Here is a 6190-nt window from a genome sequence, read left to right as displayed (position 1 = left end):
GCGCAGGGCGCGGGCGCGTACCCCTACGGCCCGCCGCCCGGGCCCTACGGCGGACCGGGTCCGCAGACCTCGTACAACGGCCTCGCCATCACCGCCCTGGTCTTCGGCATCGTGTGCTGCGTCCCGCTGCTCGGTGTGGTCTTCGGCGTGATCGCCCTCTTCCAGATCAAGAAGAAGGGGCAGCGCGGCAAGGGCATGGCGATCGCCGGCATCGTGCTGTCCGCGCTGTCCTCGCTCCTGCTCGTCGTCTCCCTGTTCACCGGGTTCTGGAAGGACTTCGGACGGGAGTTCAGCGAGGGTTTCAAGGAGGGCGCCCGGGAGGCCAACGTCACCGCCGGCCTCGAGCCGGGCGACTGCTTCGACGAGCCCGGCATGCCGGACGACAGTTCCAGCCTGGAGCAGTACGAGGTCCTGGACATCGAGGAGGTCTCCTGCGACGGCCCCCACGACGGCGAGGCGTACGCGCGGTTCGACCTCCCGGAGGGCGAGTTCCCGGGGGAGGACGAGGTGATCGACCTCGCGGACGAGCGGTGCTCGGCGGAGGTCACCGCCTACAGCCCCGACTCCTGGAAGGTCTCCCAGCACGCGTACTACACGTACTTCTTCCCGATGGAGGAGAACTGGAGGCTGCTGGACGACCGCACCGTCGTCTGCGTCTTCGCCTCCCTCACCGAGCCCGATCCGCTGACCGTGCCGCTGCGTCAGGACAAGGACTCCCTCGACGCCGAGCAGCTGGCCTACCTGGAGCCGGCCGGTGAGGTCAACACCGCGCTGGCCCGCATACCGTTCGACATGGTCGAGGACGACCTGGAGGGCCACCAGGAGTGGGCGGCCGAGGTCGCCGAGGAGCTCACCGGCTTCTCCGAGGCGATGCGCGCCCACGACTGGGACCCGCAGGCGGCCCCGCTCGCCGGGAAGCTCGCGGACGAGGTCGACGCCGCCCAGGGCGAGTGGGAGAAGCTGGCGGCGGCCGACGGCGTCGACGACTTCTACCTCCAGTGGGGCGAGGCCGAACTGGCGCTGACCGACGAGACCGGGAGCGCCGTCGCCCTCCGCGGTCTGCTGGACCTGTCCACCGAGCGCCCGGACATCGACGACGAGGAGTACGTCGCGGGCGTCGGCGCTCTCTGATCCCGCCGTGCCGTCCGCCCGCCCCCGTCGTGGTCCGCCGCGGCGGGGGCGAGGCGTGTGCGGTGGGGGGCGGTACCTACGATGCGCTCCTGATCAGACCGACGATCCAGGAGCGCAGCGCCATGACCGGGGACCCCACCCCTTCCTCGCCGGACCCCACTCCTTCCTCCCCGGACACCGACACGTCCTCCCCGGACACCGACACGTCCTCCCCGGACACCGACACGTCCTCCCCGGACCCCGGCACGCCCCCGCGGCCCGCCGCGAAGCGGTGGCGGCGGCGGTACGTCGCCGCGGGGGCCCTCGCCCTCCTCCTCGGCGGTGCGGGGGCCGTGGCCCTCGTCCAGGGGGACGGACCCCGGGACGGGAAGGCGGCGGCGTCCGCCGAATGGCAGCTCCTCCGGTACGGCGGATGCCTCGCCGAGCCCGACTTCCCCGGGTACGACCGGCGCGAGTACGCGTACCGGGACACCGGCCCGGAGTTCACCGAGGTCCCCTGCGCGCAGGCCCATGAGGCGGAGGTGTTCGGGGGGCTGGAGGTCGGGCCGGGCCCCTACCCCGGTGAGGCCCGCCTGGCGCGGACCGCCCCCAGGGTGTGCCTGGAGAAGCTGGCCTCCTACGCCATGGACCCCTGGGAGCTGCCCGGAGGCGTCACCTACGCGTACTTCTACCCGCTCGAGGACGACTGGCGCGCGGGCGCCCGGTCGGTCGTCTGCCTGTTCCGGCCCGACCAGGGGGCGGACCCGCTGCGGGGCTCCCTGCGGCGGACGGCGGACGCCTTCGACATCGACCAGCTCGCCTACCTCGGCGAGGCGGGCGAACTCAGCACCGCGCTGAACCTGGTGCCGGCCGAGTACCCGGAGGAGGACCTGCCCGGCAACACGGAGTGGGCCGCCGACGTCGCGCACGAACTGGAGGAGATGGCCGGGCTGCTGGACTCCCGGGGATGGCCCGCCGACGCGGCCCCCTATGCCCGGTCCCTCGCCGGGGAGGTGGAGCGGGCCGCCGGGGCCTGGCGGGAGCTCTCCCTGGCCGAGGACGCCGAGACCTTCTCGACCCGGTGGGAGGAGGCCTCGAACCGGCTGGGCACCGGCACGCCCAGCGTGTATCCGCTGCGTGAGCGGCTGGGCCTCACCACGGAGCGGCCACAGGTGAACGGCGGCTCGGTCACCCAGCCGGAGGCGCTGTGAGGGCCCTGTTCCCACGGGACTGAAGCGGCCCCGGGCTGGGCAGGATTTGCCCGCACAGAGCCTGGTCAACCGTGGTTCATCACATCGGGTGAAACGCTGGCCCTCGCTTGCGTGCAGCAACTCACGGTTGCCAGTCTGTGGCTGCCTGTACAGCCCGATCGAAGCGGAGCGGCCAGTGACATTCGGTGAGCAGCCGGCGTATCTACGCGTTGCGGGTGATCTCCGGAGGAAGATCGTCGACGGTTCGCTCCCGCCGCACACCCGTCTCCCCTCACAGGCCCGGATCCGTGAGGAGTACGGCGTCTCCGACACGGTGGCGCTGGAGGCCCGCAAGGTGCTGATGGCCGAGGGGCTCGTCGAGGGCCGCTCGGGGTCCGGGACCTACGTCCGCGAGCGCCCCGTGCCGCGTCCCGTCGCGCGCTCCGGCTACCGCCCCGCGGGCGGCGCGAGTCCGTTCCGCCAGGAGCAGGCCGACGAGAAGGCGCGCGGCACCTGGGAGTCCCGCAGCGAGCAGGCGCAGGCCGAGCCGGACATCGCCGAACGTCTGCGGATCGAGCCGGGCGACCGGGTGATGCGCACCCGGTACGTGTTCCGGGAGGCCGGGGAGCCGATGATGCTCTCCACCTCCTGGGAGCCCCTGGCCCTCACCGGGCGCACGCCGGTGATGCTTCCGGAGGAGGGCCCGCTGGGCGGGATGGGTGTGGTCGACCGGATGGCCGGGATCGACGTCGTGGTCGACAACGTCACCGAGGAGGTGTCGGCCCGCCCCGGGCTGGCCGAGGAACTGCTCGAACTCGGCGGGGTGCCCGGCCATGTGGTGCTGGTGATCCGGCGGACGTTCTTCGCCTCCGGGCGGCCCGTCGAGACGGCGGACGTGGTGGTCCCGGCCGACCGGTACCGCGTCTCCTACCACCTTCCGGTGCGGTAACTCGCGAGGTAACTCCCTTACCGGCAGCGGTGGGCGGGCTGTCACGGGCGTCGGATTTCGGACGACCTGGGGGAGTGCGGGTCGTTCCGTCGCACAGGAGCGTAAAGGTCAGGCGCACGCCGCAAGGGGGCGTGCGCCCCCTCGGCATGGCCGGTTGCCTGCCTCTTTGTCCGAAGTCGTGTTCGCTGCGTGAAGGTTGGGCGTACGCTCGGGCATATGCGTACAGCGGTTTCACCGACGAGGCCGGCACTCGGAGAGGCGCGATGAACGACGGGACGATCACTCTGCCCTGGCAGGTCATCCGCCAGGACGACAACGGCAACCGCTACCGGGTGGGCCAGTACGCCACGCGCGCCGAGGCCCAGAAGATCGCCGACACCCTCGACGCGCGCGGCCACAAGCAGCTCTACTGGGTCGAGCGGATCAGCTCCGCCGACCCGGCGGGCCACCCCAGCCCGTCCAGCTCCACCTGACCCGCTCCCCTTATGCTCCGGCGCATGACGGTACACATCACCGTGGTCGGAGCCGCCCTGTTCGACGAGGGCCGGCTGCTCGCCGCGCGCCGTAGTGCGCCCCCGGAACTCGCGGGCCGCTGGGAGCTGCCCGGCGGGAAGGTCGAGGAGGGTGAGGCGCCCGAGGAGGCGCTGGTGCGCGAACTGCGCGAGGAACTGGGCGTCCACGCGCGCGCCGTCGGGCGGGTCCCCGGCGAGTGGCCGTTGCGCGAGCCCTACGTCCTGCGGGTGTGGACCGCCGCCCTGGAACCCGGCTCCCCGGCCCCCCGACCCCTGCAGGACCACGACGAACTGCGCTGGCTGGGACCCGAGGAGATCTGGGACGTCGACTGGCTGGACCAGGACGTGCCCGCCGTCCGCCGGGCGCTCGGCCACCGTCCGGCGTAGCGGCCCCCTCCCGGCCATCCCGCCTCCCGGCCATCCCGCATCCCGCCACCCCGCATTTCGCCACCCCGCATTCCGGCGCGCAAGGCCCGGGAGGCCGGTGTCACCGCCGTCTCCGCCGCGGCGTACCCGCACCGAACATCTCATCCGTCGCACGGTACTCGCACATCTGTACTGGTATGACTCCGTATGTCAGGGATCGTCCGGAGAGGCCGTCGCGGTCCTCGGAGAGGCGGCCGACGTGCTCGACGTACGCAGGACGCACCGTGCCGCATGGACCTTCCCGGCGTCGCCCCGCACGGTCCCGGCGGCGAGGCCGGCGGTGACCGGGCGGCCGGCGCGGTGGGGACCGGACGGCGTGCGGGACACGGTGGCCCTGCTCGTCAGCGAGCTGGTCACCAACGCCGTGCGCCACGGCAGGGGCGGTCCGGTCGAGCTGCGCATCGCCGCCCCGGAGACCGGCGCGGGCTGGTGCTGCTCGCGTACTGCGCGCGGGCGTGGGGTGTACGGCCCGGCCCCCGGGGGAAGACGGTGTGGTTCGAGCTGACGGTGCCCGGGTGAGGGCAGCGTGCCGGTCGGGGCTCGAGACCTCTCATGCCGTCACGACGTGCACACGGTTCGGGCGGGATATGGGTGGTTAGGAGACCGGGGGAGTGAAGGACGGTGTCGCACGGCGGCGCGGTGCTGGATACTGCGGGCAGCCGCCCGAGGTGACCGGCCCGGGTGGGTGTGCTGGAGGGGACGGTTCGCGTGGGCGGGATACCACCGAAGGGCCCGGGAGACGAGGCCCCCGAGGTCGGCGGGACGTGGCAGAGCGGGCCGCCCGGATCTCTTTACGACGCTCTGCGCATCGCCTCCTTCTCGCTCGGCCCGGACGGCCTGGTCGACCAGTGGAGCCGGCGCGCCGAACGGCTGCTGGGCATCCCCGCCCGGCTGGTCCTCGGCCGCGACCCGGTGGAGACCCTCGTGCCGCCCACCCTGCGCGACCGGGGCCGCCGGAAGATGGCCGAGATCCTCGACGGACGCGAGTGGACCGGTGTCGTCCCCTACCGGCGACCCGGTGAGGACGGCGGAGAGGGGGCCGACGGGCTCGCCGAGATCCACGTCATGCCCACCCGCAACGGCGAGGGCGAGCGGGCCGCGCTCTGCCTGGTGGTCGACGTGCGCACCCTCCAGGGGGTCGAGGCCGACCTGGCCGCCTCGCAGGCCATCTTCGGGCAGTCCCCGTTCGGCTTCCTGCTGATCGACACCGACCTGCGGATCCAGCGCGCCAACCGGCGCTTCGCCGCCGTCTTCGGCGGCCGCCCCGAGGACCACCTCGGCAAGGGCGTCCACGACTACCTCTCCACCTCCGAGGCGGAACGGGTCTCGGCCGCGCTGCGCCAGGTGCTGGAGACCGGTCACTCCGTCACCGACATGCACGTCAACGGGACCGCCGGCAAGGCCGGGCAGCCGCGCGACTGGTCGGTCAACCTGTACCGCGTGCACGGCGGCAGCGGCCGCCCGCTCGGTGTCGCCTGGCTGGGCATAGACGTCACCGCGCGCAAGGAGGCCGCCCGCGAGGCCGCCGCGGCCCGCCGCAACCTGCACCTGCTCAACGAGGCCGGCGCCCGCATCGGCAACAGCCTCGACCTGCAGACCACCGCGCGGGAACTGCTCGACGTCGTCGTCCCCCACTTCTGCGACCTCGCCACCGTGGACCTCTACGAGGCCCTGCTCGACGGCGACGAGGCCGCGCCGGGCCTCGCCGACGGCAGCGCCGCGCTGCGCCGGGTCGCCTTCGCCAGCGCCGTCGCCGACCTGGCGTTCCCCGCCGACGACGCGCCCCACGAGGTGGGCACGGTGCACCACTACCCGTTCAACTCGCCCGCCGCGGACGCCCTGCGCACCGCCGAGCCGAGGCTGGTGCCGCCGGCCGGCGGCCACCGCAGGACCCTCTCCACCCTGGCCGTGCCGATGGTCGCCCACGACACCGTGGTCGGCCTGGTGAAGTTCGCCCGGGTCACCGGCAGCGAGCCCTTCGGCGAGCGGGACCGGGCGCTGGC

At 73.3% G+C, this 6190-nt stretch carries 6 protein-coding genes and 1 pseudogene; all 7 read left to right on the top strand.

The annotated features are described in order from the left end of the window. Positions 1–1131: DUF4190 domain-containing protein (locus tag HW445_RS15565; protein WP_180221619.1), on the top strand; the 1131-nt coding region annotated here is incomplete at its 5' end. Positions 1132–1253: 122 nt separating this feature from the next. Next, positions 1254–2321, top strand: coding sequence for a septum formation family protein (locus HW445_RS15560; protein WP_180221618.1), 1068 nt, complete (start codon positions 1254–1256; stop codon positions 2319–2321). Between the two features lie 175 nt (positions 2322–2496). Continuing rightward, positions 2497–3249: a GntR family transcriptional regulator gene (locus HW445_RS15555; RefSeq protein ID WP_180221617.1), complete on the top strand. Its 753-nt coding sequence runs from the start codon at positions 2497–2499 to the stop codon at positions 3247–3249. Between the two features lie 263 nt (positions 3250–3512). Continuing rightward, positions 3513–3722, top strand: coding sequence for an SPOR domain-containing protein (locus HW445_RS15550; RefSeq protein WP_180221616.1), 210 nt, complete (start codon positions 3513–3515; stop codon positions 3720–3722). A 24-nt stretch (positions 3723–3746) separates the two neighbouring features. Continuing rightward, entirely contained in the window at positions 3747–4148 is a 402-nt protein-coding gene (locus HW445_RS15545) for a (deoxy)nucleoside triphosphate pyrophosphohydrolase (RefSeq protein WP_180221615.1), read from the top strand. A gap of 238 nt (positions 4149–4386) precedes the next feature. Beyond that, positions 4387–4706: pseudogene (locus HW445_RS15540) on the top strand (ATP-binding protein). Positions 4707–4895: 189 nt separating this feature from the next. After that, positions 4896–6190: PAS domain-containing protein (locus tag HW445_RS15535; protein ID WP_308799209.1), on the top strand; the 1295-nt coding region annotated here is incomplete at its 3' end.

The organism is Streptomyces sp. UH6 (assembly GCF_013421635.1).
Lineage (GTDB): Bacteria > Actinomycetota > Actinomycetes > Streptomycetales > Streptomycetaceae > Streptomyces > Streptomyces abyssomicinicus.
Note: the sequence above shows the minus strand (reverse complement) of the source record. Positions and strands in the feature narration are given on the sequence as shown.